The following is a 25,196-nucleotide window of genomic DNA, read 5'->3' on the forward strand; positions in this document are numbered from 1 at the left end:
CCGCGCCATCTGGGGCGGGGCGACGCGAGCCCGCCACGACGCATTCCCGCCTCAGCCCCCCGAAGAAGAGTGCAAGATGAGGGCATGACATCCGACGCATCGCCCTCGACGCCCGCCCGTCCGGGCACAAGAGAACTCGCGCGCCTCGTCGAGGCGACGCCCGCCTCGGGCAAGAAGCGGAGCATCGCCCTCCTCGCAGCGGTCGCCACCTTCGGATCACTGCTCTTCGGCTACGACACGGGCGTCATCGCGGGCGCACTGCCGTACATGTACATGCCCCGGGCCGCAGGGGGCCTCGGGCTCAACGAGTTCGTCGAAGGCCTCGTCGGCGCGACCCTCGCCATCGGCGCCGCCCTCGGGGCCATCTTCGGCGGGCGGCTTTCGGACCGCTACGGCCGCAGGCACAACATCCTCCTCCTCGCGCTGGTCTTCCTCGTGGGCACGCTCGGCTGCACCTTCTCGCCGAACATCCCCGTCCTGCTCCTCTTCCGCCTGATCCTCGGCTTCGCCGTGGGCGGCGCCTCGGCGACCGTTCCGATCTACCTGTCCGAATCGGCGCCCACTCGCGTGCGCGGACAGCTCGTCGCCCTCGACCAGTTCATGATCGTCTTCGGCCAGCTCCTCGCGTACTCGATGAACGCCGCCCTCGCCCGAGGGCACGGCGGACCGGAGGTCACCACCGGAACCGGGGAGTCCCTGTCCTGGGACGCGGCGCAGACGATGAGCGCCCTCGAGATCATCGGCGGCAACGGGCAGGCGTGGCGCTGGATGCTGGTCCTGGCGACGATCCCCGCGATCCTGCTGTGGATCGGCATGCGGATGATGCCCGAGTCCGGGCGCTGGTACGCGGCGACTCTCCACTACGCCGAGGCGATCGGCTCCCTCAAGCGGATCCGCGACCCGAAGCTCGACGACATCGGCGCCGAGATCTCGGAGATGATCGAGCTCCACGCCACCGAGGAGCACGAAGGGAAGTGGTCGCTGCTCCGGACCCTCTCGGTGAAGTGGACGCGCCGCCTCACCCTCATCGGCATCGGCCTGGCCTGCTTCGACCAGCTGACCGGCATCAACACGGCGATGTACTACCTGCCGAAGATCCTCCACGCCGCTGGCTTCTCGACGACCGACTCCATCTCCTTGAACGTCATCACCGGCGCCGTGGCCACGATCGGCGCGGCCTTCGGCCTGTGGCTGGTCGGCAGGCTCCAGCGCCGCCACGTGGGCATCTACCAGGAATCGGGCGTCACCTTCTTCCTGTTCGCCCTCGCCCTGGTCTTCGCCTTCGGAATCGCGCCGTACACCCTGGCCGACGGGACGATCTCCGCCGAAATCCCCGCGTTCTGGCCCTGGTTGGTCGTGATCCTCGTATCCCTGTTCGTCTTCGCGAAGCAGTCGGGCACGGTGAACTGGGTGCTCGTATCGGAGATCTTCCCGGCGCGGATCCGCGGAGTCGCTCAGGGCTTCGCAGTGGGGTGCGGATGGCTGATGAACGCGGTCGTCTCCTACGTGTTCCCCGTGATGATCACGCACCTCGGAGCGGCATGGACCTACGCCGCTTTCGGGGCGATCAACGTGGTGTCGCTCTGCTTCTACCTGTTCATCGTCCCGGAGACGAAGGGCGTATCGCTGGAGAAGCTCGAGGAGCGTTTCGCCCAGAAGTACGGGGTCTGAGGGGCTTTCGCCCCCGCCCGCGCGGCGCGCCCCGCCCTCGTCGATCGGGGCGGGGCCTGTCCGCGTCGCAGAAGCCGACCAGTCTCGTCGTCGGCCGGTCGACTACCCCTTGGTCGCCCCTCCCGCCAGACCGGCGACGATGTACCTCTGCAATGCGATGAAGATCAGGAGGACCGGAGTCGCGATGAGAGCGGCGACGGCCATCAGGTGATTCCAGTTCGTCCCGTACTGTCCGATGAGCCGGTTGAGAGCCACCGTCAGGGGTTGGACCTCCTGTTGCGTGGACAGCGTGAGCGCGAAGGTGAATTCGCCCCACGCCATGAGGAATGCGAAGGAGCCGATCATCACGACTCCCGGCCGGATCGTCGGAATGATGATTCTGACGATCGTCTGAAGCACTCCGAGACCGTCGAGCTTCGCCGCCTCCTCGACCTCATAGGGAAACTGCTTGAAATACGGTCGCAGAAGGATCACCGCGAAGGGCAGGGTGACGGAGAGGTCGGCGAGGATGATCGAAAGGTGGGTGTTGATCAGCCCCATTTGACGGAACATCACGAAGAGCGGAATGGAGATCGCGATCGCCGGCAGGAGCTGCACCACCGTCAGCAGCACCATCATCGAGGTCGACACCCCGTCGCGGAAACGCGCAACGGCGTAGGAGGCGGGGACCGCCACCGCCAGCGTGAGGATCAAAGTCCCCAGGGCGATGATGAAGGAGTTGCCGAGGGCGACCCACACCCCGTACTCGGGCGAGAAAGCCGCTCGATATGAGTCGAGGGTCGGCGCGTAGGGGACGATGTGGGGCGGCTGCGAGAAGGTCTCGACCTTGTCCTTCAAGGAGGTCGTGACCATCCAGTAGACGGGGAAGAGGTAGACGAGGGCGATGATCCAGGCGATGACGGATTTGGTCCACCGCTGACGCCGCCTGCGTTTCTCCGCGTGCGAAAGTTGGGATGACGGACTCGCCGCGCTCATCTCTCCTCCTCTTTCAGACTGCGCACGTAGAACCACGAGAGAACCAGGGGGAGCACGAGCGTGAGCGTCGATGCGGCCGCGCCGTTGCCGAACTCGAAGACCTTGAAGGTCTCCAGATAGGTGTAGACGGGCAGGGTGGTCGTCGCCGACACCGGACCGCCCTTGGTCATGGTGAAGATGAGGTCGAAGACCTTGTAGGTGTTGATGACCCCGAGGAGCAGGACCGACACGATCACGGGGCGCATCAGGGGCGAGGTGATCGACCAGAATTGGCGCCACCACCCCGCACCGTCGACTTGGGCGGCTTCGTACAGCCCGTCATCGATCGCATGCAGTCCCGAGAGGAGGAGCAGCATGTTGAAGGGGATCCCGACCCAGAGGTTCGCCACGATCACCGCGATCATCGAGGTCGCCGGGCCCGTCAGCCAGTGCACGGGTTCGCTGATCAGACCGCTTTGAAGAAGCGCGTAGTTGAGGACGCCGAAGTCCGAGTCGAAGAGCCACTTGAAGATCGTGCCGGTGACGACCGGGGGCAGGATCCAGCCGACGAGGAGCAGAGCGCGGATCGTGCCGTTCCCGGGGAAGGGTTTGCGGAAGAACAGGGCCAGGGCGTAGCCGATGACGAACTGGAGCACGAGGCAGGAGATGGTGAACACCGCGCTCAGGACGACGCCGTTCCAGAACTCCGGGTCGTCGAGGACGGCCCGGTAGTTGGCGAAGCCCTTGGGCGCGAAGTTCCCGGTGATGAGATTCGCGCCGTTCGCATCACTGACGGAAATCCAGAGGTTGTAGATGAGGGGCGCGAGGAGGAATACCGCGATGTAGACCAGCGCGGGAAGCGAGAGGGCCAGGCCCAGGCCGCGAGTGCGGGTCTTCGCACTCGCGGCCCGGGCTCGACGACGCTCGGAGCTCACTTGTCCGACTCCAGCAGGGCCGCGATGGTTCCGGCGGCCTTCTTGGCGGCCTCCTCCGGCGTCGACGCGCCGGTCAGGGCCTCCTGCATCGAGAGTTGAACGGCTTCGGAGACCTTCGCGTACTGCTTCCCGTAGGCGCGCGCATGCGCGACTGCGAGTTGGTCCTCGAAGACCTTGAGCTTGTCATCCGAGGAGAGCTTGAGCTTTCCGGCGAGGTCGGGGCGGGCGGAGAGCTGCCCCGATTCGTCGCAGTAGATCTTCGCGCCCTCGGCGCTCGTGAGGAATTCGGCGAGCTTCACGGCGGCATCGGCCTGCTTGCCCTCCTGGAGGACGACGACGTTCTCACCGCCGAGCCCGGTGGCGGCCTCCTTCCCCTTGGGGAGGGGCGCAACGCCCCATTCGAAGGGGACGTCGGCGAGATTCTGCAGTTCCCAGGGCCCGTTCATCATCATCGCGACTTTCCCGGCGGTGAATTGTGTGCGCGCGTCCTCTTGCGAATAGTTCGTGACCGCCGAGGAGACTGAACCCTCGTCGATCATTCCCTTGAGGAAGCTCAGCGCCTCAGCACCGGAGGTCGCGTAGTCCTCGAGGTCGCCTCCGGTCTGCCAGACGAAGGGGAGGAACTGGAAGGTCCCCTGCTCGTTCTTGACGGCGGAGATGGCAAGTCCTGAAACGTCTCCGTTCGCGGTCACCTTGGCGGCGGCGCTCAGCTCCTCCCACGTCGTCGGAACCGCGACGCCCGCTTCGTCGAGCAGCGCCTTGTTGTAGTAGAGGCCGAGGTTGTTCGAATTGAGGGGGAGGCCGTAGGTCTTCCCGTCCATCTGCGTCGACGTCCACGGGCCGGGATGGAACTCGCCGGAGCGCGAGCCCTCCGTCTCCGTCAGGTCCTTCACGAGTCCGAGGGCGGCGAAGTTCTGATTGTCGACGACGTCGACCACGGCGAGGTCGGGCACGGCGCCGCCGACGCCGCCCTGGACGATGGACTTCGCAAGATCACCGTATGCGAAGGAGGTGCGCTTCACCTCGTATCCGGGGTTCGCCTTCTCGAATGCGGCGACCGCTGCCTCCATCGCGGTGTTGGAAACGCCCTGGCCGAGGTAGTCCCACATCTCGATGGTGACGGTTCCACCATCGGAGGCTGCGCCCGGGTCCGGACTCGCTCCCGAACATGCGCTCAGGATGAGGGCGAATGACAGGGCGGAGGCCCCGAGGGCGCTGAGCCGGCCTCTTTTCGTACTGATCACTGACATGTTTCCTACTCCTTCGTATGAAATGCGGTGAGTGTGAGGGGATGGTCGTTTCGGGATGGTCGTTTCAGAGGGAAAGGGCGGAGCTCGCCCGGATGAGAACGGGGATTCGTTCGAGGGGCGCTTCGATCTCGACGGTCTGACCGCCGTCGTAGACCTCATCGGTGTACGCGTCCCTCCACTGGCATCCGGAAGGCAGATGCACCCGCGCGCAAGTCGCTCCCGGCTGCGTGATGGGGCGCACGAGGACATCGGGCCCGAGGAGGAATTGGTCCTCGACATCCCAGGAGGAGGGATCTTCGGGGAACTCGATGAAGAGCGAGCGCATCGGGGGGATCCCGGTTTCGGCCGCCTCTTCCATGAGCCCGTCGATGTAGGGGCGCAGGCGCTCACGCAGGAGGATGTGCTCTTTCGCGATTGCGAAGGCCTCGTCGCCGTACGACCAGATCTCGTTCGGGCCTCCCGGGCTCACTGCGCCGACGGCTTCTCGGGGCTCGCGGTGTCCGTGGAGGCGGAAAAGCGGGCAGAAGGTTCCGAACTCGAACCAGCGGATGAACAGCTCTTGATATTCCGGGTCTTGCGGATCCCCTCCGTGGAATCCGCCGATGTCGGAGGTCCACCACGGAATGCCGGAGATCGCGATCGACTGGCCCGCACTGACCTGATGGCGCAAGGCCTCCCAGGTCGGAGCGATGTCGCCCGACCATACGGCGGCTCCGTAACGCGCCTGTCCCGCCCAGGCCGAGCGGCAGAGCAGGACCGTTTCAGGGGTTCCGGCATCCCGCATCCCCTCGAAGAATCCCTTGGCGTTCTCTCGAGGGTAGGTGTTGTTCACCGCAAGGCCGTTCCCCGTGAAGTAGCTGAGGTTGCCCGGGTGCCCGGGGTTCAACTCGGGTTCGCATGCGTCCAGCCAGAAGACTCGGACTCCGAGGTCGTGGTAGTTCTGCTTGATCTTGCTCCACAGATACTTCCGCGCCTGCGGGTTGGTCGCGTCGTAGAAGGCGACGGGGAGCGGAGTCGGCATCCCCTTGTCTTTGAACTTCTGATGGAATTCGACTCCCGCTTCGGTGCCGACGAGGAAGCCGCGGTCGTGGAACTCCTCGTAGTTCTTCGACAGGGGGGAGACCGTCGGCCATACGGAGACCATCAGTTTCGTCCCCAGCTCTTCGAGCTCGCGCATCATCGCCGCGGGATCGGGGTACTCCTCCGGGTCGAACTCGTAGTCGCCCATCGCGGGCCAGTGGATGAAGTCCGTGACGATCACCGAAAGCGGGATGCCGAGCTCCTTGTAGCGCCGTGCGACTTCGAGCAGCTCATCCTGCGACATGTAGCGCAGCCTCGACTGCCAGAATCCCGTCGCCCAATGAGGAAGGACGGGGGCGTGGCCGACGACGTCCGCATAGGCCGAAAGAATCTCCTTCGGCGTCGGCGCCAAGCAGAGCCAGTAGTCGATGATCTCCGTGCCCTGGGCGACCCATCGTGTGCGGTCCTTCGAGAATTCCACGCGTCCGACGGCGGGATTGTTCCACAGGAGGCCGTACCCGCGGTCTGAGAGGACGAAGGGGATCGACACCTCTCCGTTGCGCTGGATGAGATCGAGGACGAGGCCCTTGTGATCGAGATGCGGATGGGCGTGCTGCCCGAGGCCGTAGAGCTTCTCGTCAGGGTCGGATGCGAAGACCTGGTGGACCTCGACGCCCCCGGGCCCCGGGTAAACGCCGTGGGCTCCGGGCCACCAGAAGTGCTCCGAGGCCTCTGCGAGAACGCATTCATCCCCGCGGAGGAACGAGAGGAGGGGCCGCGGGTTGCCCGCGCCATCGTCGATCACCAGCTCAATCGTGTTCACACCTGAACGCATACGTATGCGCTTCGACAGGACCTCGATGTGCGCGGGAATGGAGAGAGGGGGCTCGCCCAATGCGCCATGATCCGGTCGATCGAGCGTATGGCGCGACATCCGGACGCGGAAGGAGTTCTCCCCCCAGGTCTCAACCCGAATCACCTCATGGTGATGACGAAGCTCGAAGCCCGATTCGAATACGGCAACATCTTGCACTCGCAGCCTCCTTGCCGATCGCGCATACGTATGCGCGATGCTGAAAAACACCGGCGGCACCGAAGTGCCGCAATGTGGTTAGACTAAAGCGACGTATCCCACACCGTCAACGCTCGAGAGTAACGATGACATCACAAAAGCCCACGAGTCACGATGTCGCCAGACTCGCCGGCGTCTCACAAACCACTGTGTCCTACGTGATGAGCGGACGCAGAGCCGTGGCGCCCGACACCGAGCAACGGGTCCTTCGCGCCATGTCGGAACTCGGCTACCAACCGAATTCAGGAGCCCGCGCACTGCGCTCCAAGAAGACCAACGTCATCGGAACCGTGATCCCCTATCACCCCGGCGCCGACCCCGGCGCTCAGCATCAGTTCATCATCGCTTTGACCACGGAGGCCAGGAAGTACGACTACGACATCCTCCTCGTCACGGCGGACGAGGGCGCGCCCGGCCTCCGCCGAGTGATCGACGGCGCGCTGTGCGACGGCCTGCTCATCATGGAGGTCGCCACGCGGGACCCCCGGACCGATGTCATCCACCAATCGGGCACCCCCGCGGTCTTCATCGGCATACCGGACAACGAGGATCCCATTCTGGCGATCGATTCCGATTACGAATCCGCCGCTCGGCAGTCCGTCGAGCTGCTCCGGGAACGCGGGCACCGGAGGATCTCCCTTCTCGTCCCGCACGACGAATCACTCACCGAATTGAACTTCATCAGCAGATTCCGCAAGGAAGCGCGCGCCTGCGCGAATTCTCTCGGAATCTCCCTCCTCGAGCACCAGGTCGACGTGTCGTACCGCCACGTCGCGCAATACCTTTCCCGACTGGCCCCCGTCGCCGGGGACGCCCTCCTCCTCGCCCCGGTCGTCTCCGCTGACGACTGGTGCAATGCGCTGCGCGACCGCGGCCTCATCCCCGGGCGCGACATCAGCCTCATCGCCTCCTCGTGGGACGAAGAGCGGGCGCACACGCCCGACCGTCCGACTTGCTTCGACATGAGGACGCAGGAATTGACGGAACGGGCGATTCAGCTCCTCATCACCCGGATCTCCTCAAGGCCCCCCGATCGGCCCATACGTCACCTCGTCGAGCCTCGCCTCCGAATGGGGACAACGGTGATGGCGGCGCATTAGCGGAAGCCTTGAAGATCGGACCCGGCCTGTTCGGAGCGCAGCCCGGCTCACGATTCTCGGGTCATTTCACAGCCGGAGGGAGTTCAAGACCTGCGCGACTGCGCGGCGCATGTTCTGCGGGCCGTGCTTCAAGGCCTCAGCCAGCGGCTCATCAGGATCGCCCACCTTCACGATCCGAGCGACACCGTGCTCGAGGAGAACCTCGGCACCGTCCTTGATCCTCCCGGCGAATATCATCACGGGAACGCCCTCGGCGCTCGCGATCGCGGCGACTCCGGCCGGGGTCTTCCCATTGAGCGTCTGCGAATCCAGCGAACCCTCACCAGTGAACACCCAGTCCGCGTCCTCGACGCTCCCGGCGAGACCGACGGCCCGCGCGACCAGGTCGACGCCGGGCAGCAACTCCGCATTGCAGAACGCCCGCAAGGCGAAGCCCAGACCGCCCGCAGCGCCCGAACCCGGCATCCGGGCGACATCCGCCTTGCCGGAAACCTCCGCGAAACGCCGATGAGTCTCATCGAACACCGCCACCTGCTCCTCGGCGACGCCCTTCTGCGGACCGAACACGGCAGTCGCGCCCATCGGCCCGTTGAGCGGATTCGTCACATCGCAGGCGACCCGGATCCTCACCCCCGCGAGGGCCTCCTCCAGGGCGGCGGTCTCAACGCGCCCGACGCGGGAAAGATCATCCAGACAGGGGGAGAGCTCACCGCCCTCGGCATCGAGGAAACGCGCGCCGAGCGCGTGCAGCATTCCCGCGCCCGCATCATTCGTCGCCGAACCGCCGATACCGATGAGCAGCTCCTCGGCGCCGCGTGCGAGCGCATCACGAATGAGCAGGCCGAGCCCCGCGGTGTTCGAGCGCACGACATCACGATCCTCAGGGGCGATCAATTCAAGGCCCGCGCACGAAGCGACATCGAGGACCGCGCGCCCGCCCGCGAGCGCATAGGTCGAAGAGATCGGCCGACCGAGGGCGTCGACGGTCCTCACCTCGACGCGCTGCGCATCCCACGCGGTCCCGACCGCCTCGATGAAGCCCTCACCCCCATCGGACATGGGAACGAGGACGCATCGGGCATCGGGGAACACGTCCCGGACCCCGAGCTCCATCGCCCGCGCCGCCTCAACGGCGGGCATGTTCTCCTTGAAGGAATCAGGTGCGAGGACGAATTTCACAAGATCTCCTCAGTCGATGAGCTTGCGCTTATACGCTAGGCGAGAGACGTGATTCATCGATGAAACACGCGAAGAACTGCTGACAGTTTCTGACATGACGAAGGAGTCGGAATTCATGGACCTCACGATCGGCACCGGACGCACAAGAGCGGGCATTCAGCTCCAGGGAGCGATGACCACGGCCGTATTCGAAGCTGGAACGGACCGCGAATTCACTCCGACATATGCGGCGAAGTGGCAGGGCTTTGCGGAAGCTCCGATCCTCGACCGCCTGCGCGGGGACTTCCTCTGCGTCCCCTTCGGGGCTGCGCCGGAAAGCGCGGACGATCTCCCCGAAGCCTGGCGGACGGGTCACGCCGGTGCCGGCGAATGGATTCATGGACTTTCCGCGAACGCCGCCTGGATCCCGATCGAAGTGAGCGAGGAGTCCGCGAAACTTACTCTCGACTACCCCGCCGGCTCCCCCATCGAACGCGTCGCACGCACGGTGACCTGCACTGATGGAGCCGTCGAGTTCGAGGATTCAATCCGCGTGCGCACCGATTGCCGCCTGCCGCTCGGCCTGCATCCGATCCTCCGCCTCCCCGAGGACGAGGGCGCGGCGCGCATCGAGACTCCCGAATGCGACGCCTACTGGGCTTTGCCGCTCGATTCGGGCACGACGGTCCTCGAACTCGGAGCGGTCTTCGAGGATCTCGCGACCGCACCGCGAGCCGACGGCACGACGATCGATCTGTCACGCCTGCCCCTGAGCGTCGAGGTCGACGAGATCATCCTCATCGCGGCCCCGAAGGAGCCGCGGATCGCCCTCGTCAACGAGGTCGAGGGCTACCGCGTCACGGTCGAATGGGATTCGACCCACTTGAAGAACGCGATGCTGTGGATCTCGAACCGCGGGCGCAAGGGCGAACCCTGGGCCGGCAAGAACCTCTGCCTCGGCATCGAACCCATCACCTCCGCATTCGACTTCGGCGAGGGGGTGTCCGCCGCCGAGAATCCGCTCACCGAAGCCGGATACGCCACGGCGGTCGACCTGCTGGCCGGTGAGACCTACGTGATCCGGCACAGGATCGCGGCGGAGAGGATCGATTAGCCCACTCGCCCTCGAGCGCGCTCGATCGCACCCCTTCTTCAAGACGGGGCGGGTGCCCGGCGCTCGCAAGAGCACCGGGCACCCGCATTCCGATATCGATCAGTCGACAGCGCCCTTCGGCCCGACAGTCCCTGAAGCGGCGTCCCTCCACGCTTCAAGCGCACGGAGGAAGGCCGTTGCACCGGGATCCTGCAAGCCGATGCTCCGATCCTGCAGCCACGATGCCCTTCCCTTTCGGGATTGAAGGCCCCGTGTTTCAACGACTGCGGAGGACGCGGCGTCGATTGCGAAGGCGAGCGGCTCCTCATCATCGACATGATCCGCGACCGCATCCGCCGCGGGGACCATCGCGTCAAGGATGGTCTTGTCCCCCACCTGGCTCTTGCCACGATGCGAGATCGAGCCTGCGGCGGCGCGGATGAACTGTTCGGCCTCCGCGACACCGATTTCATCGAGGCCCGCCCAGGCCTTCGATCCGGCGAGAAGACCGCCGGCGACCAGCGCCGCCATCGTCGAGGGGTTCGCATTCGCGAACGCGCGGGCGCAGGTCTTCGCGACCTCGCTCGGCTCGGCGAGCTCCGGAGCGGCCTCGAGCGCCTCGATCACGGCCTTCGCCCCGGCGGAAACGGTGATGCCGAGATCACCGTCGCCGAGGACCTGGTCGAGGTCCCGGAGTTCATCGGCGGAGTCGATGAGGAGCGTCATCGTCTTCGTGATCTGCTCGATCAGTTCAGGGGTCCTCATCAGCGGCCGACCTCCTCGAAGAAGGGCGAACGGGCGGGAGCGTCGAGGAGATCGAGCATCTCATCGTCCAACTTGAGCAGGGAGATCGAGGCCCCGGCCATTTCCAGGCTCGTGGCGTATTCGCCGATGTAGCGGCGCTCGATCTTCACCCCGAGGCCTTCGAGCCTCTGGTGGACCCGGCGGTAGAGGAGGTACAGCTCCTCGAGCGGCGTCGCGCCCAGGCCGTTGACGAGAACGGCGACACGATCGCCGCTCGCAAGATCCAAGTCGGCGCTCACTGCATCGAAGATCGAATCCGCGATCTCATCCGCAGTCGTCAAGGCCCCCCGGTGGATGCCCGGTTCTCCGTGGATGCCGATGCCGATCTCCATTTCACCGTCGGGCAGCTCGAAGCTCGGCGCTCCGGTGGTCGGCAGGATCGTGGGGGAGAGTCCGACGCCCATCGTCGCCGTGTTGTCGACGACGCGTTCGGCGATTTCAGCGACCTTTTCGAGGTCGTCGCCGCGCTCGGCGGCGGCGCCCGCAGCCTTGTAGGCGAAGAAGATTCCCGCGACGCCGCGTCGATCGAGCTTGCGCTCCTTCGGTTGGGAGGCGACATCGTCGCGACCGAGGACCGTCTTGGTCTCGATGTCGTCGAGTTCGAGCATGTCGGAGGCGAGATCGAAGTTGAAGACGTCGCCGCCGTAGTTGCCGTAGAGGAAGAGGACTCCCCTGCCCCCGTCAACGGCCTTCGCAGCATCAGCGATCTGCTGAACGCTCGGCGAGGAGAAGACGTTCCCGATGGCGACGCCCGAGCACAGCCCCTTGCCGACATAGCCCTTGAAAAGGGGGAGGTGGCCTGAGCCGCCGCCGGTGATGATACCGACCTTCCCCGTCAAGGGAGCATCTGCTCGGACGAGCACGCGCTTGTCCTCTCCGGGAGTCTTCACTTCGTCGGGATGAGCAAGGAGGATGCCCTCGACCATTTCATCGACGAAGTCGGCGGGGTCATTGATGATCTTCTTCATGTCAGTCCTTTCGTGATAGTTCGATTTCGATGAGCGGGATGGGAGGGTGACTCATTTCCGTTTGAACAGCGCCCTCCAATCGATGCGGTCGATGACGAGAACACCGATGAGGATCAACCCCTGAGCGATCGAATACTGGAAGGTGGACAGCCTCATCGCCGTGAATCCCGATTGGACGATCTGGAGGGTCATCGCAGCGAGGAAGACCCCCGCGACCGTTGCGAATCCGCCGTTCGGGTTCGTCCCGCCGAGAACGGCGATGACGATGACGAGCAGCACGTATGAGGCCCCGTAATCAGCCGAAGCAGTCGGGTTCCGCGAGATGAAGACGATCCCCGTGACTGCTCCGAGCAGACCCGTGAGGAGATATGAGCGCATCAGCAGGCTTCTCGAACGGATTCCGGAGAACTTCGCTGCGACGGAGTTCGAACCTTCGAGCTCCAGCCCGAGACCGAGGGGAGTCTTGTTGATGAGGAATCCGACGATGAGGGCGACGGCGACGAAGACGAGGAACAGGACCGGGACCCCCGCGACTGCGGTTTGTCCGAATGCGGTGAGTGCGGCGGGCGAGCCGTAGAGGGTCTTCCCTCCGGTCCATACGACTGCGAGACCGTTGAAGATCTGCATGGTGGCCAGGGTGGCGAGAATCGGGGTGACTCCGACGAAGGCGATGAGAATCCCGTTCACCGCTCCCGCGCCGATGCCGACGGCGAGGGCGAGGAGGATCAGGAGGGGCCCCATCGTCTCGGCATGCGCCGGATCGCTTGCCGCGAGTGCCGTGAATGTCGTCGAGATGGTGATCGCGGCGAGATTCGCAACGGACACGAGGGAGAGATCGATACCGCCCGTGAGCATCGAGATCATCATGGCCACGGCGAGGATGCCGATTTCGGGCACCGCGAGCAGCATGTTCTGCAGATTGAGCCCCGTGAGGAATACCGAGGGCGAGGTGACCGTGAAGAAGAGCAGGGCGAGGAGCATGAGAGCGACCATGCGGACGATCCCCGTATTGCGGCGCAGCCTTCGCAGCAGCGCCGCCGCGCGACTGTCGATCTGATCGTTCGCGTCCCGCAGCGCGCGGCCGAGATTCCGCGTCATCGCACGACCTCCTCAACCTCGTTGGAAGCCCGCCGATGATTCCGGCGAGCGGAGAGCGCCTGGATCCCCACACCGACGATGAGAAGGACGCCGACGGCCGTGCGCTGCCATGCGCTCGGCACTCCGACGAGGATCAGGCTGTTATTGATGAGCTGAACGAGGAGGACGCCGAGCACGGTCCCCCGTACCGATCCCCTCCCGCCGAAGATCGACGCCCCGCCGAGAACGACCGCTGCGATGATGTCGAGCTCGTTGCCGACGAGTTCCTGGGGATTGGCGGACCGGCCCATGATCATGTAGATCATTCCCGCGATTGCCGCCATGACGCCGACGATCACATAGACCTTGATCTGGCTCCGCTTCACCCGGATTCCGGCCCGGGTCGCGGACTCGATGTCTCCGCCGATGGCGTAGATCGACCGTCCGAACATCGTTTTCGACAGGATGAGCGCGACGCCCGCAGCGAGGAGGAGCGCCGGGATGATCATGACGTGCAGGAGGGCGACGCCGGTCTCGGTCTTCATCGTGACGATGTTCGTCGTGGAGACCGAGGCCATTCCCTCCGGGAGCTGAGCGATGTACTTCGAGCCGACGTATGCGAGGAGGAATCCTTGGAAGATCCCCTGGGTGCCGAGCGTGACGATCAGGGTCGGGAGTCGGAACTTCGAGATCACGTATCCGTTGATCAGTCCGAGGAAGGCGCCGATCGCGATCGCCATCGCAAAGGATCCGGCGAGACCGAGGTCGGTCCCGGTCGTCAGTTGGAAGACGATCGTCGAGTACGAGGCGAAGGCCGCGATCGCGGCGAAGGAGACGTCGATTCCTCCCGAGATGATGACCAGGAGGACGCCCAGGGCGTAGATCAGCGGGACGATCGAGGATCGGATGATCGCGAACAGCGTCGACACGGTGAAGAACGCCGGGCTGACGAAGGACATCACGATCACGAGGGCGAGGAGCACGAGGAGGATCACGCCCTCGTTGTTCTGCCCCTTGATCCAGGAGAGGAGGGGCGCTATTCCCCTCGTCTTCAGCGAAGAGCTCATGCGACGACCAACTTCCGAATCGCGTCCGCATCGATGTCGTCGCCGACGAGTTCGGCTTCGATGCGGCCTTCCTGGGTGACGAGCACCCGGTGACAGCAGGCGACGAGCTCTGGGGCGTCGTCGGAGATGATGAGGATCGCCGTTCCCCGTTCGGCCTGGTCCCGGAGGATGTCGAGGATCTCCGACTTCGACCCGACATCGACCCCGACGGTGGGGCCGTTGAGGATGAGGACCTTGGGGTGGCGGGCGAGCCATTTCGCGAGGACGACCCTTTGCGCATTACCGCCGGACAGGGACCTGACAGGGGCCTGCACATCGGGGGCTTTGATCCGAAGGGAATCGAAGTAGTCCTTGATCGTCTTGCGGATGAGTCCCTCGCGCAAGGTCTTGAACTTCGAGGTGTGCTGGTCGATGGAGGCGGCGATGACGTTGTCCGCGATGGACTTGTCGAGGAAGAGGCCCTCCGTGAGACGGTCTTCGGGGACGTAGCCGATTTCGGCCCTGATGGAATCGGCGATCGAGCGGATTCGGACTTCCCGACCGTCGATCCTGATGCGTCCCGAGTCGATCGGCAGGAGGCCGAAGAGCGCTTCGGCGATTTCCGTTCGTCCCGAACCGAGGAGGCCGGTGAGCCCGAGGATCTCCCCCTTGCGGATTGAGAATGAGACATCGCAGATCGCTCCGGCCGAGGTGAGGCCTTCGACCTCCAGACGCTTTTCGGCATCGTCGGGGAGCGCGGAGACGCGCCTGGTCTGATCGAGGACGCGGCCGGTCATGTATTCGGCGATCTGATCGCGGTCGAGCTCGGCTGCCGGGCTGTCGACGACGTTGCGCCCGGAGCGCATGATCGCGATTCTCTGGGATATGCGCTTGACCTCATCGAGCTTGTGGGAGACGAAGACGAGCGCGACGCCGTCTGCGCGGAGCTTCTCGACGACGAGGAAGAGGCGCTCCACTTCCTTCTGAGTGAGAGCCGTCGTCGGCTCATCCATGATCAGGAGTTTCACGTCATTCGCGAGGGCGCGGCAGATCGCGGTGAGTTGCTTGTCGGCGACCGACAGCGTCTCAACGTCCGCATCGAGATCGAGATCGACGCCGAGACGGCTCACGACCTGTTCGGCGTGCGCTCGGCTGTTCGCCCGGCTGAAGGAGAAGCGCCGTTTCGACACCCCGTCCGTCATCGTGATGTTCTCGGCGACGGAGAGATTGGGGAAGAGCGAGAAGTCCTGGTAGATGACCTGGATCCCGGCCTTCATCGCACCCAGTGGAGAAAGGGAGTCGATGGTCCGCCCGTTGATTCGGATTGCGCCAGCATCCGGCTTATGCACTCCGGAGATCACCTTGATGAGGGTTGATTTTCCGCAGCCGTTCTCTCCTGCGAGGCACAGCACCTCGCCGGGGAAAACTGCGAGATCCACTCCGGCGAGAGCCTTCACGCCGTCGAATTGCTTGACGATTCCCTCAACCTCGAGAAAGGGGGCGCGCTCGCGCGCCGGTCTCGATTCATTCATTGAGCACCTCCACATGGCTGGTTGGCGCCATCGGGCGCCAACCAGCCTCGTGACACGTCAGAAATCGAACTTCTTCGCCTGTTCGGCGTCGGCGGCGATGGCCGCATCACCGACCCAGACGTTGTCGTAGCCGTCGAGCTTCTTCAGCGAGGTGTAACCCTCGATTCCGAGGTCGGTGCCGTCTTCGATGGTGCCGCCGTCGGCGAGGATCTTGGCGATCTGAAGCTGGGCCTTGCCCGCGAGCGCCGGATCCCAGAAGAAGATCTTGTCGATGGATCCTGTTTCGAGGTATTTCGCGGATGCCGAGGGGATCGAGGTGCCCATGACGCAGACCTTGTCCTCGAGGCCGGCCTCCTCGATCGCGCGGGCGATCCCGGGCACGTCGTTGCCCGCGGATCCCTGGAATGCGGCGATGTCGGGGTACTTGCCGAGGACCTCCTTCGCCTTCTCGTAGGCGGCGGTCTCGTTGTCAGTCGATTCGATCGGAGTCTCGACGCGCTCCATGTCGGGGAAGTTGGCCTTCTGGTACTCGTAGGCGGCTTCGACCCATTCCATATGGGTCTTCGCCGTGAGACCGCCGACGAACTGGACGTACTTGCCCTTTCCGCCCGTGCACTCGCCGATGTTCTTCATGATGTCTTCGCCGTACGAGGCGTTGTCGAAGGCTTCGATGTCGATGTCGACGTTCTGAATGCCCGTCGCTTCGTGGGCGATGACCTTGATGCCCTGCTGACGCGCCTGGGCGAGCACGGCGGACAGCGCTTCCGGAGAGTTGGGAACGACCGTGATCGCCGCGGGCTTCTGCGCGATGAGATCCTGAATGATCTGGATCTGCTTCTCCGGGCTGACGTCGTCACCGCCCTCGGTGCGGGTGTCGTAGCCGTTCTCCTCGCCCCATTCGGTGACGCCGACATCCATTCGGTCGAACCAGGCGATGCCCTTGACCTTGACGACGGTGACCATCGTCTTGTTGGAAGCGCCCGAATCAGCGGACGAGGAAGCCGATTCCGCGGCGCCGGTCGAACCGACCGAGCTGCAGGCTGCCATCGAGACGGCAGATAGGCAGGCGAGCGCGGTGACGGCCAGCTTCGTCATCTTCATTTCATCACTCCTTCGTGACCATGGGATCCGACGCTCCACCCCATCAACGGTGATGGAGTGCACGTCGCACTCAGTAACAATACCCATTTTTTCGCGCTCGTCAACGCGCATCAAATGCGCGTTTTCATGCATTACTCAATGATGTCGCGCTATTCCGCCTACATCTGGGCTCTACTGCATGCATTTTGCGTGACGAGGGCGGTGCCGTCTCCGTCGGCATTGGCAGACATGTGGCACGTCATGCACGAAAGCGCGCACACGTGTTCCTGTGCGGATATCCTTATCCCACTGGAGTCGCACAGCGACGTGCCGGCACCTCAGGTACAACCCGCCCTTGGAGCATTCGTATGAACCGCCACGATGTCATCGTCGACATGGTGAACAGATCCGGATTCGAGTCCGTGAACTCCCTCGCCACGGCACTCAATGTGAACGTCTCAACAGTGCGACGGGATCTCGATGCCCTCGATGCTGCGAATCGGATCCGACGAACGCACGGGGGCGCCGTCCCCTTCTCCAGCGCGCCCCGGGAGACCGCTCCCTGCCCGCAGCTTTACGAAAAGCGGGCGATCGGAATCGCGATGGCCGAACGGATCCTCGAAGGGCAGACCGTCTTCCTCGACTCGGGTACGACCTGCCTCGAGGTGGCGCGGAATCTCCAGCACCGCTCACTGACCGTCGTCACTCACGATCTCCCCATCGCTTCGGAGATCCTGAAGCATCCCGCTCTGAACCTCATCGTCATCGGCGGGGAACTGCTTCCCCTGAGGACTCATGTCTGGGGCCCCACCGCAATCGATCAGCTCAATCGCATGCGCTTGAACGTCGCGATCTTCGGCACGAGTTCCGTCATGGAGGACGGCATCTACGGCAATTCAGGGTATTCCTTGGAACTGCAACGAACAGTTCGCCGGATCGCCTCGGACGCCTTCTTCGTCGCGGACTCCACGAAGTTCGGACGAGAGGCGATGTACAAGATCCTGGGGATCGAGGACTTCAGCGCCGGAATCACGGATTCGCTTCTGAGCCCGATCACGGCCGCGAACTACCCGATCCCGCTCATCCGCGCAGAGGTCTCGCCCTAGGAGCGGTGCCCGGACATCGCTCCGTTCTGCGTAACGAGAGCGCGCAACGGCGAAGGCTCCGCAGGGGTGCCGGAGTCGTTCCGGCTCCGCCACCGCGCACAGGAGGCCTTCAACCTGAGGCTGAATCGGCACCGCTCGCAGTGTCCCGCGCCCCCTGCACGGCGGCGCCCCGGCCGACGCGAGGAGCGCCCCTCAGCTCGAGGCCGTGTACTCCCGCACTGCGAGGTCCACGTAGAGGGCGGCCGACCAGGAGAACGCCGACGCGGCGCCTTCGCAGCGCCGCCCGGTGAAGGCGTTCACGTATTCGACAGGACCCGCTGTTTCGATCATCTTCATGATCCCCGCGCGCAGCTCCTGGGCGAGCCGTTCGTGACCGCACGCCTGCATGCCCTCCGCGACGAGGTACGACGTATTCGCCCAGACCGGCCCGCGCCACATGACCTCGGCGCGGTAGGCGTCGTCGTCGAAGGACACGACGGGCAGCGAGTACTGCGACGAGAAGCGCTTTTCGGAGCGGATGTCCTCGCTCAGACTCCGGCTGATCTCCTCCGGAAGGCCTCCTGCGAATGATGCGAGCAAGTGGACGATCGTGCGATGCGGGATCCGCCGATGCGCGTTGCGCGCGACGAACATCTGCTCGTCCGCGTCCCACAGATCCAGCAGCAGACGACGGGTGTCCTCGGCGCGATGAGTGTGGAGATCAGCGTCGTCCGAGCGCAGCAGTCCTTCGCGCCGCCACGAAGCGAGAATCTCATCCTGGCGCACGAGGTATGCCAGCAGGTCCGGCGTCTCAACGGGCAATTCGTAATCGAAGACGGGGCTGTCATCCAGACCCGAGGAATACGGGTGGGCGTACACGGGAGGGATCCCCTGGGCGAACCACCACTCCTGGCTCTTCGCGATCGAAGCGGAGAAGCGCTCGATCTGCTGGGAGCGCACCGAGGGCGAGGTGGATGCGAGCACCTTCTCCAATGCCCAGGCGGTCAACGGGGGCTTCGTGAGGGGCACGGCGCCGAGTCCGATGCTGGCCGAACCCTCCGCTTCCAGTTTGAGGCGGTCGGCGGGCGGCAGGTCATCGGATGAGGCCAGCACGCCCTCCTCGTGGACGACATCCGGGAGCTGACCGTCATCGCCCTGAAAGCGCATCGCGATCTCGAACTGCTCGAGGGCCAGATCCGGATCGCCGTGGGCCACGCCCATGGCGATGAAGTACGCGTCCCACTGCCACAGGCCCACGTAGCCGCGTTTCGAGGGCACGATGATCCGATGCCCGCGCCCATCGATCACCGTGTCGATGGTGTTGACCCCCAACGTCCACCAGCAGTGGCGCATTGCGGGGACGCGGTGGGGCGCGCACGCCGGCATGCGCGACATCCACTCGTCGACGACCCGATCCGCGCTCGCCCCGAAGTCCGCGAAGGAGTCGGATCCCCCGGATGGGCTCGCAGCGTCTTCCCCCTCGCGGATCCGGCGTCCCTGAGGGGAGGCTTCGTCGTCGCACACGTCGACGATCAGGGCGTCGTCCTGCTCGGTGACGCTGATCCTCAGCGGATCGACGACCGTCAAGCGCCACGAGCCGACGTGCTCGTCCCGCCCGAAGCAGATGCGTTCCCCCATGATCGCCAGCTCGGCTCCGCCGCTCCTCAAATGCGCTCCCTGAGCGATCCAGGCGGCCGCTTGACCGCCCTCGGACCGCCTGGAGGCGAAGGAGGCGATGACCAGAAGGCACGAATCGAGCGGAACTTCGTAACGCGCCTCGTAGATATGCAGATCAGTCCCGTTCCTGGTGACGAGCAGGCGCGAACGCGGAACGCTGAAGGCGACGTGGTCGAGATCCACGAAGGGCAGCTCGCAGCCGGGACCGGTTGAAGGCAGGGCGCTCCTCGTCATCTTCCCCCCAGACCCGATGACGCCAACGACGACATGATCTGCTTCTGCCCGATGACGAATGCGATGAGCATGGGAATGGTCGATACGGCGGTCGCCGCCATGATCAGCCCCGTGTTGATGCCGCCGAACTGCCCTTGGAACTGCGAGAGCAGCAAGGGCACGGTGAAGAGCTGGGATCGGTTGAGCAGGACCAGCGGCAGGAGGAAGTTGTTCCACGCATCCAGCGCCACGATGATCGCCAGGGCCCCCAGGCCCGGTCGGATCAGCGGAAGGATGATCTGCCAGTAGATGCGCAGACGCGAAGCCCCGTCGACCGTGGCCGCCTCCTCCAGTTCCTTGGGGATCGACAGGATGAATTGACGGGCGAGGAAGACGCCGAAGGGATTGACCAGGATCCCCGGGATGATCAGCGACAGATGGGAGTCCACCCACCCGATTTTCGCCATCAGCAGGTAGAAGGGGACCAGGGTCACCTGCTTCGGAATCATCTGGCTGACCAGGACGACGCCGAAGAGCCAGCGGCTGGCGGGGAAGTCGATGCGCGCGAAGGCGTAGCCCGCCATTGACGTGGTGATCAGCGAACCGCAGACGATCGCGATCGTGATGTAGGCCGAGTTCGCGTAGGCCTGGACGAACGGCGCCTGGGTCCATGCGGAGGTGAAGTTCTGAGTGGTCCACGGATCCGGTATGAAGCTCAGAGGCTCTTTGAGGATCTGCGGCAGTGTTTTGAACCCCGTGAGGACCATCCACACGAATGGCGCGAACATGGCGATGGCGCCGAGCGCCAGGACGAGGTGGGTGGCCAGGGAGCCGAAGCGCACTCGGGGCAGGGGGCGCGAACCTTCAGTTCTCATAGTGGACGAACCTCTTCTCGAAGCCGAACTGAATGATCGTGATCACGGCGGACAGGATGAGCAGGATGACGGCCGCCGCCGAGGACATCCCCATCTGCCCCTTCTCAAGTCCCAGCTCGTAGATGTGGTAGACGATCGTGCGGGTCGCATTGTCCGGTCCGGCGTTCTTGACGAGGACGAAGACGATGTCGAAGGCCTGGAGCGAGGAGATGAAGGCGATGATCGATTGGAAGAAGATCGTGGGGGAGAGCATCGGCAGCGTCACCGATCGGAAGCAGCGCAAGGCCGATGCGCCGTCGATGGATGCGGCTTCCAGGACGGACGGACTGATGTTCTGCAGACCGGCCTGGAAGATCACGACGTTGAGTCCGAGCGATGACCAGATCGTCACGGCGCTGACGGCGATGAGCGTCAGCCGAGGGTCGTTGAGCCAGTCGGGTGAATCCAGTCCGGTGATCGCCGCGATCGTGGTCGACAGCGCTCCGTCGACCCGCAGGAGCTGCTGCCAGATCAGCGCAACGGCCACTGACGAGGTGACGACGGGGGCGAAGAACATCATCATGTAGACGGTCTTGCTCCGGATCCGGTTGAGCAGCACTGCGATCACGATGGCGAGGAAGAGCCCGACGGGAACGGTGATGGCGGCCAGGCCCAGAGTATTCGCGACGGCTCTGATGAACAGCGGATCGCCGATCTGCTTGGTGAAGTTGGCGAATCCGATGAAGCGCAGGGGGCCGAAGCCGTTCCAGTCGGTGAAGGCGAGGGCGAATGCGAGGAGGAACGGGATGAGCGTGAAGACTACGGTTCCGATGAATTGAGGGGCCAGGAAGAACACGGCCCAATAGGAGTCCTTGCGACGCCAAGGAGCGGTCGTGGAGGACGCGCTTAGAGCACTCGGCTTGCGCGCATCCTCCACGAGCCGTCCCCGGTCGCCGCCGGTCGGCGGAGGAGTGGTCATGGTGCTTCTACTCTTCGATCCGGAATCAATCGCCTGCTGATTCCTTGACGATCTTCGCGATGGCGTCCAGCCCTTCCTGAGCGCTGAGCTTCCCTTGGTAGATCGGCAGCATGTATTCATTCGCGATGGTGTTGGACAGGTCGGGGACGGCCGCCTCGACCTGGTAGTTCGCGAATCCTTCGTCCCTCATTTCGATGAGGGTCGCGACGTGGGCGGGCTTGCCCGATCCCGTGACGATCTCGTCGACTCCTGCGATTGAGGGCAGGGCGTTGCCGGAGTTCGAGAGCCGCTGCGTCTGCCCGTCCCGCGACAAGAATTCGGAGAAGAAGGTGAAGGCGGCCTTCTTGTCCGCGGCGTTCTTGTTGATGGCGAGGAAGGAGGAGGCGACGCCCGTCGAGGCGGCGGCGCCGTCGGGGGTCGGCCAGCGCACGACGTCGTAGTCGTCCATGGAGTTCCCGGCGCCTTCGATGGTGGCGACCGTGTAACGCCCTTGCACGAGGAATCCGAGTTGGTGGGTGACGAACAGGGTGTCGGCGTCCTGTCCCGCGGGCATGAGGTCGGCGACGGCCAGTTCCCCGGAGGCGAAGCGGTCCGCCCATTGCTGCACGGCTTCGACGGCCGCGGGATTCGTGTTGGCCGTGTAGGCGTCGTCGGTGTAGACCGGTCCCGCTTGGGACTCGATGATCGAGTTGGTGGTCGACCAGTAGTTCCAGAATGCTGCGCCCGTCATGCCGGCTTCGGCGAGCTTGCGCGTCATGGAGAAGAAGGCCTGCGTCGTCCATTGATCCTTGGCGGCCAGTTCGGCGGGGTCCTCGGTGATGCCGGCTTGAGCGAGCGCCTGCTTGTCGTACCAGAAGGCGTCCGGATTGACGTCGTTCGGCAGGGCGTAGGTGCTGCCGTCGAGCTGCGCCACGCGGTAGATCCGCTCGGAGAAGTCGTCGAGCTTGATGGCTGCGTCATCGCTCAGGTGCGGATCCAGGGGTTCGAGCACGTTGTTGGCGACGAGCGAGGCGATGCGGTCGTCTCCGACGTAGAAGACGTCCGGCGCTGTGCCGGAGGTCAGCTGCGTGGTGAGTTTGGAGTGGTAGTCGGTGTAGGAGGCGACGGGTTGGAAATCGACTCGGATGTCGGGGTGGCGTTCCATGAAGTCCTTGTTGAACTCTTCGAAGACGGCGAGTTCTTCGGGATTGCCCCATGTCGACCAGGTGACGCTCCCTTCGGCCCGGTCGGCGCTCCCCCCTGCGGAGCACCCGGCGGTCGCGCCGAGCGCGAGTGCCGAGGCGAGGGCGAGGCAGGCGGTTCTTCTGAGTGACATCGTTGTCATCCTTTCTGTGCGATGAGTGTTGACGATGCTTGGTCTTCTGGGGAGGATCGGCGGGCGTCGCTTTTGCGCTCGTCGGCCGACGGGCGCAGTTCGGTGACGAGCATTGCCGAGAGCATGAGGGTTCCGCCGATGACGAGGCGCCCCGTGAGGTGCTCTCCGCCGAGCGCGATGGCGAAGAGCGAGGCGAATGCCGGTTCGGTCGTCATGATGACCGCGGCTGAGGCCGCCGGGATGCGCGACTGCGCCCAGGTTTGGATGACGAGGGCGGCGAGGGCGGCGACGAGGGCCATGTAGAGCAGGGACGCCCAGTCCGCCGCGCTCGTCGGGAGCCCGTATCCGCCGGGGGCGGCCGCGATGTCGGCCAGAACGGCGATGACGATGAGTTGGATCGCGGCCAGGGCGAGGGGGTCGTCGTGTTCGGCCCATCGCCCCAGGACGAGTATGTGGAGCGCGTAGAGCAGGGCGCCGCCCAGCGTCAGGGTTTCCCCGGTGCCGTACGAGAGGCCGTTCAGGCTGAGCACCATCAGTCCGCCGGTTGCGATGACGACGGCGATCCAGGTCCGCGCGGCCGGACGGTTCGAGAAGAGGAGGAATCCGACGAGCGGCGTGAGGACGACGTACATGCCGGTGATGAATCCGGAGATCGACGCGTCGGTGGTCTTCAGCCCTTCGGTTTGAAGGAACTGGGCGGCGAAGTAGAGCAGTCCGGCGGTCGCGCCGCGCGCCCACGTGCGCTGATCGGCCTTGATGATTCGCCGTCCGAGGATCACGGATCCGGCCAGGGCGGCGATCGTGAATCTCAGGGCGAGGAAGTCCAGTGCTTGCAGGTCTTCGAGCAGATTCTTGGTGAGGAAGAAGGTGGATCCCCAGACGGCGGTGACGAGTATGAGCCCGAGGGCGGGAAGGAGGTGAGCCGTGGGGGTGCGCGTCGTCATCGCCGTGCATTCCTTTTGTCTGCCAACGAACATGGAAACCGGTTTCTATCATTGTCGCAACCGGTTTCTACGAATGTCAAATCAATCACGGGAACAGGAGTCGTCACCCGGTACCGCACGTCGCATCGACTGCCGAGGAGCGATGACACACCCCCTCGCACTCGACACCGGAGCGCGCACAGGCCGCGCCAGAAGCGCGATCAACGCCTCCTCACAGCGGACAAGAGGCGCCACGAGGCCCCGAAGAGCCTGCGGACGACCGTCGACGCCAGTCGGATTCGACGAGTCCCGACCGGCCATCATCCCCGATGACGACGGGACGAGGGCGGAAGGGGCGAAAGGGCCTGCGTCCGCCTCAAGACGGCGTCACTCTCCGTCGCCGAGCAATCCCCTCGCCCACTCGACCTGCTTGAGCCACTGGTAAGCGCCCCCGCCTTCATGGTTGTTGAAGGGGTACACCTCGATGTCCGCCCTCGGCGCCTCCCCCTCGGCCGCCGCGCCCCACCAGTTGCGCGCCGCGAACACGGACGAGGGCGGGCACACCGAATCGAGCAGGGCCGTGGAGAAGAGCGCGGGCGCGAGAGCCCTGCGCCCGAGGAGGACGCCGTCGAAGTAGGAGAGGGTCTCGAACACCCTGTCGACCCGATCGCGGAAGACCGCGAGATAGCGGACGATCTCGTCGTAGGGCGTGCCCTCGGTCTGGGCGACCGAACGGCGGAAGTGGTTCATGAAGGGGACGTCCGGCATCGCGCCGACCACCCGATGATTGAGCGAAGCGGCGGCGATCGCGAGCGCCCCGCCCTGGGATCCGCCGGTGACGAGGATCTTCGAAGCATCCACCTGCGGCAACGCGGCTGCGGCCTCGACCGCGTGGTGGGCGTCGACGTAGATCCGACGGTAGTAGTGATCGCGGGGGTCCTCGATGCCGCGCGTCATGAAGCCCTGATCCCCGTAGCCGGCGCCCCGCGGATCAGGGGTCGCTCCCCCATTGCCCCACGTGCCGCCCTGGCCGCGCGAGTCCATGAAGAAATGGGCGAATCCGGCGCTCGCCCAGTCGAGGTGGTCCACCGGAAGGCCGCGTCCTCCGCCGTAGCCCTGGTACTGGACGACGGCCGGCAAGGGACCCTCGGCCGACACGGGCAGCGTGAGCCAAGCGCGGATCGGATCCGAACCGAAACCGGGGAAGACGAGGTCCAAGACCCGCAGAGTCTCAAGCGGCGTCTCAACCTCATCGACGCGCACTAGAGCCGGATCGAAGGGGTTCTCCTCCAGGGTCGTCCGCCAGAACTCGTCGAAGTCGGCGGGCTCGGCCAGCTCCGGCCGATACGCCTGCAAATCGGGCAGTTCCATGTCGTAGCGGGTGGACATC

At 64.7% G+C, this 25,196-nt stretch carries 21 protein-coding genes; 4 read left to right on the plus strand and 17 right to left on the minus strand.

What is annotated here, in order from left to right; translation table 11 throughout:
• The first annotated feature begins 84 nt into the window (after positions 1-84).
• The gene (locus ACQY7V_RS03680) at positions 85-1,671 is read left to right on the plus strand and encodes a sugar porter family MFS transporter (RefSeq protein WP_428638965.1); all 1,587 of its coding nucleotides are present in this window, start codon (positions 85-87) and stop codon (positions 1,669-1,671) included.
• A gap of 102 nt (positions 1,672-1,773) precedes the next feature.
• Here ACQY7V_RS03680 and ACQY7V_RS03685 read toward each other — a convergent pair whose 3' ends face one another.
• From ACQY7V_RS03685 to ACQY7V_RS03700, 4 genes are all read right to left on the minus strand, one after another.
• Positions 1,774-2,646 carry a carbohydrate ABC transporter permease gene (locus ACQY7V_RS03685; protein ID WP_320772006.1) on the minus strand — a complete coding sequence of 291 codons (873 nt, stop codon included), beginning with the start codon at positions 2,644-2,646 and terminating at the stop codon, positions 1,774-1,776.
• A complete protein-coding gene (locus tag ACQY7V_RS03690; protein ID WP_428638967.1) occupies positions 2,643-3,560 on the minus strand; it encodes a carbohydrate ABC transporter permease in 918 nt (305 codons plus the stop codon). The genes ACQY7V_RS03685 and ACQY7V_RS03690 overlap by 4 nt, the downstream gene beginning before the upstream one ends.
• A complete protein-coding gene (locus tag ACQY7V_RS03695; RefSeq protein WP_428638968.1) occupies positions 3,557-4,810 on the minus strand; it encodes a sugar ABC transporter substrate-binding protein in 1,254 nt (417 codons plus the stop codon). Before ACQY7V_RS03695 ends, ACQY7V_RS03690 begins: the two co-directional genes overlap by 4 nt.
• 64 nt (positions 4,811-4,874) lie before the next feature.
• A complete protein-coding gene (locus ACQY7V_RS03700; protein ID WP_303778210.1) occupies positions 4,875-6,653 on the minus strand; it encodes a glycoside hydrolase family 31 protein in 1,779 nt (592 codons plus the stop codon).
• Positions 6,654-6,988: 335 nt separating this feature from the next.
• Between ACQY7V_RS03700 and ACQY7V_RS03705 the strand changes: the two genes are divergently transcribed.
• Positions 6,989-8,002 (plus strand): LacI family DNA-binding transcriptional regulator, encoded by a 1,014-nt coding sequence (locus tag ACQY7V_RS03705; RefSeq protein ID WP_428638969.1) that lies wholly within the window; start codon positions 6,989-6,991, stop codon positions 8,000-8,002.
• A 66-nt stretch (positions 8,003-8,068) separates the two neighbouring features.
• Here the strand turns inward: ACQY7V_RS03705 and ACQY7V_RS03710 are convergent, their stop codons facing one another.
• Positions 8,069-9,181, minus strand: a complete 1,113-nt coding sequence (locus ACQY7V_RS03710) for a glycerate kinase (RefSeq protein WP_428638971.1) — start codon at positions 9,179-9,181, stop codon at positions 8,069-8,071.
• A gap of 94 nt (positions 9,182-9,275) precedes the next feature.
• On the opposite strand from ACQY7V_RS03710, the gene ACQY7V_RS03715 reads away from it, so the two are divergent.
• The gene (locus ACQY7V_RS03715) at positions 9,276-10,274 is read left to right on the plus strand and encodes a hypothetical protein (protein WP_303772610.1); all 999 of its coding nucleotides are present in this window, start codon (positions 9,276-9,278) and stop codon (positions 10,272-10,274) included.
• A gap of 99 nt (positions 10,275-10,373) precedes the next feature.
• Here the strand turns inward: ACQY7V_RS03715 and ACQY7V_RS03720 are convergent, their stop codons facing one another.
• Genes ACQY7V_RS03720 through ACQY7V_RS03745 form a run of 6 tightly spaced genes read right to left on the minus strand, consistent with a single transcriptional unit; the run spans position 10,374 to position 16,781 of the window.
• Positions 10,374-11,018, minus strand: a complete 645-nt coding sequence (locus ACQY7V_RS03720) for a DAK2 domain-containing protein (protein ID WP_303772611.1) — start codon at positions 11,016-11,018, stop codon at positions 10,374-10,376.
• Positions 11,018-12,025 (minus strand): dihydroxyacetone kinase subunit DhaK, encoded by a 1,008-nt coding sequence (locus ACQY7V_RS03725; RefSeq protein ID WP_235361086.1) that lies wholly within the window; start codon positions 12,023-12,025, stop codon positions 11,018-11,020. Before ACQY7V_RS03725 ends, ACQY7V_RS03720 begins: the two co-directional genes overlap by 1 nt.
• Positions 12,026-12,076: 51 nt before the next feature.
• Positions 12,077-13,123 (minus strand): ABC transporter permease, encoded by a 1,047-nt coding sequence (locus ACQY7V_RS03730; protein WP_235361085.1) that lies wholly within the window; start codon positions 13,121-13,123, stop codon positions 12,077-12,079.
• Positions 13,120-14,169 carry an ABC transporter permease gene (locus ACQY7V_RS03735; protein ID WP_235361084.1) on the minus strand — a complete coding sequence of 350 codons (1,050 nt, stop codon included), beginning with the start codon at positions 14,167-14,169 and terminating at the stop codon, positions 13,120-13,122. Before ACQY7V_RS03735 ends, ACQY7V_RS03730 begins: the two co-directional genes overlap by 4 nt.
• Entirely contained in the window at positions 14,166-15,680 is a 1,515-nt protein-coding gene (locus ACQY7V_RS03740; protein ID WP_235361083.1) for a sugar ABC transporter ATP-binding protein, read from the minus strand. Before ACQY7V_RS03740 ends, ACQY7V_RS03735 begins: the two co-directional genes overlap by 4 nt.
• 57 nt (positions 15,681-15,737) lie before the next feature.
• Positions 15,738-16,781 (minus strand): substrate-binding domain-containing protein, encoded by a 1,044-nt coding sequence (locus tag ACQY7V_RS03745; RefSeq protein ID WP_235361082.1) that lies wholly within the window; start codon positions 16,779-16,781, stop codon positions 15,738-15,740.
• Between the two features lie 347 nt (positions 16,782-17,128).
• On the opposite strand from ACQY7V_RS03745, the gene ACQY7V_RS03750 reads away from it, so the two are divergent.
• Entirely contained in the window at positions 17,129-17,866 is a 738-nt protein-coding gene (locus tag ACQY7V_RS03750; RefSeq protein WP_235361081.1) for a DeoR/GlpR family DNA-binding transcription regulator, read from the plus strand.
• A gap of 192 nt (positions 17,867-18,058) precedes the next feature.
• On the opposite strand, the gene ACQY7V_RS03755 is transcribed toward ACQY7V_RS03750, so the two are convergent.
• From ACQY7V_RS03755 to ACQY7V_RS03780, 6 genes are all read right to left on the minus strand, one after another.
• Positions 18,059-19,756 (minus strand): MGH1-like glycoside hydrolase domain-containing protein, encoded by a 1,698-nt coding sequence (locus ACQY7V_RS03755; RefSeq protein WP_428638975.1) that lies wholly within the window; start codon positions 19,754-19,756, stop codon positions 18,059-18,061.
• On the minus strand, positions 19,753-20,610 hold the full coding sequence (locus tag ACQY7V_RS03760; protein ID WP_277298754.1) for a carbohydrate ABC transporter permease: 858 nt from the start codon (positions 20,608-20,610) through the stop codon (positions 19,753-19,755). The genes ACQY7V_RS03755 and ACQY7V_RS03760 overlap by 4 nt, the downstream gene beginning before the upstream one ends.
• Positions 20,600-21,568 carry a carbohydrate ABC transporter permease gene (locus ACQY7V_RS03765; RefSeq protein WP_428638976.1) on the minus strand — a complete coding sequence of 323 codons (969 nt, stop codon included), beginning with the start codon at positions 21,566-21,568 and terminating at the stop codon, positions 20,600-20,602. The genes ACQY7V_RS03760 and ACQY7V_RS03765 overlap by 11 nt, the downstream gene beginning before the upstream one ends.
• A gap of 25 nt (positions 21,569-21,593) precedes the next feature.
• A complete protein-coding gene (locus ACQY7V_RS03770; protein ID WP_428638977.1) occupies positions 21,594-22,883 on the minus strand; it encodes an ABC transporter substrate-binding protein in 1,290 nt (429 codons plus the stop codon).
• Positions 22,884-22,888: 5 nt separating this feature from the next.
• Positions 22,889-23,827 carry a DMT family transporter gene (locus tag ACQY7V_RS03775; protein ID WP_321082918.1) on the minus strand — a complete coding sequence of 313 codons (939 nt, stop codon included), beginning with the start codon at positions 23,825-23,827 and terminating at the stop codon, positions 22,889-22,891.
• 366 nt (positions 23,828-24,193) lie between these two features.
• Positions 24,194-25,195, minus strand: a complete 1,002-nt coding sequence (locus ACQY7V_RS03780; RefSeq protein ID WP_303774763.1) for an acetylxylan esterase — start codon at positions 25,193-25,195, stop codon at positions 24,194-24,196.
• Between the last annotated feature and the right edge of the window lies 1 nt (position 25,196).

It is taken from the genome of Schaalia sp. (genome assembly GCF_050312375.1).
GTDB classification, from domain to species: Bacteria; Actinomycetota; Actinomycetes; order Actinomycetales; family Actinomycetaceae; genus Pauljensenia; species Pauljensenia hyovaginalis.